The organism is Avibacterium volantium (assembly GCF_049366555.1).
GTDB classification, from domain to species: Bacteria; Pseudomonadota; Gammaproteobacteria; order Enterobacterales; family Pasteurellaceae; genus Avibacterium; species Avibacterium volantium_A.
Genome location: NZ_JBMMGT010000053.1, coordinates 1 through 1,438, shown reverse-complemented (window position 1 = coordinate 1,438; position 1,438 = coordinate 1). Strand labels below are relative to the sequence as shown.

Below are 1,438 nucleotides of genomic sequence, written 5' to 3'. Positions count from 1 at the left end.
GCCTTGCAACCATTGACCCTGTAAAAGTTAGCCTAGATGACCTATAACAGCCCAATAACGGGCTTTTTTGCTATCAAACAACAATCAAATAACCATCAAATAAATCAAGGATTAAATCAAAATGGCACAACAAAAAATAACTTTACCACCTAGAAAGTGGTATAGCCTAGAGCAAGCAGCAGAAAAATTAACAAGGGAAAGCGGTGAACTAGTTACTATTGATGATTTATTGCATTTTGCAATAACTAACCGCTTACAAATTTGTGCTAAATTTTATTATATTGAGAACATTGGAATAAAAATAGGAAATCATTTTATAGAATTAGATGAAAATAATACTGTAAAGTTAGCAGGGATAAAAGGATTCCCACCTAAATTAGAATCTTATCATTCTTTTGTAAGAACAAAAATAGGGCTCCATTCAATACTTGGGTTAACAATACCAAATGAATTTCAATTTGAAAATAAACAGACTCAAAAGAAACTAAAATCAAATTTAGATGTTTTATATGGATTTATCAGCTTTTACCTTGATTCTTTCATTATTCCGAAAGATATATTTTTAGATAATTTCATATATGTAGGGAAAAATAGCAAATTACACACTCCGCCAACAAAAGAAAGTGAAAATATCATCGTTTTATTTTGTAACTTTGAAAATAAATATAATCAGCTAAAGCTAGAACGTGAAGAGCTTTTTATATTAAATGATGATATAGAATTATTAAAAATGAATTTAACTTGGTTAGATAAAAGTCAAATTGTGAGAGAAGAAATAAGAAAACTTGGAAGACCAGAGAACAACTCAAAAGAAATAGCTAGACTCATTGCTGAAGAAACATTTTCAAAAAATCCGAAACATTCCAAAAATGCAATAGCAAATGCAATAAAGCGGTATATAGAAAAAGAATATCCAGAAAAACAGAAAGCTGATATTAAAACTTATACACTTTGGCTTAATGAATGGGGGATTGGATACAAAGGCGGCGATTATGCTAGAGATCCGCACAAAATCAAGATAATAGACCCGTTAAAATAGCTATTCTTTAATGGAAATAATACTTTTTTCTAAGAAATAAAGGATTATTTCCATTTTTTCTATTTGCTCACCCGCATACCATTCCCCCCGAACAAAAACACGCTTAAAGCACAGAACGAACAAAAAGAACTTTTTTCAACCAACCAAAAACCACAGGGGAAACTATGACCGAAACGATCACATTATCCCGCTATGCCAATGCCAAAGAAGTTTGTGCGTTGCTTGGCATTTCAAAAACAGCCATTCATAAATACAGCAAAAGCGGCACATTTCCAAAGCCAATCAAGATCGGCAACTGCTTGCGCTGGAATATGGAAAGCGTGCGGGCTTGGATAGCGAAACAAGAACAACCAACCAATAGGGGAATTAATGGCAATCAATATCAAATGCCCGTTTTGC

2 protein-coding genes are annotated in these 1,438 nt (G+C 32.7%); both read left to right on the top strand.

What is annotated here, in order from left to right; genetic code table 11:
• The first annotated feature begins 121 nt into the window (after positions 1-121).
• Positions 122-1,039: a hypothetical protein gene (locus ACLS0A_RS10925; RefSeq protein ID WP_416083497.1), complete on the top strand. Its 918-nt coding sequence runs from the start codon at positions 122-124 to the stop codon at positions 1,037-1,039.
• Between the two features lie 164 nt (positions 1,040-1,203).
• A partial coding sequence (locus ACLS0A_RS10920; RefSeq protein ID WP_416083496.1) for a helix-turn-helix transcriptional regulator occupies positions 1,204-1,438 on the top strand: 235 nt, incomplete at its 3' end.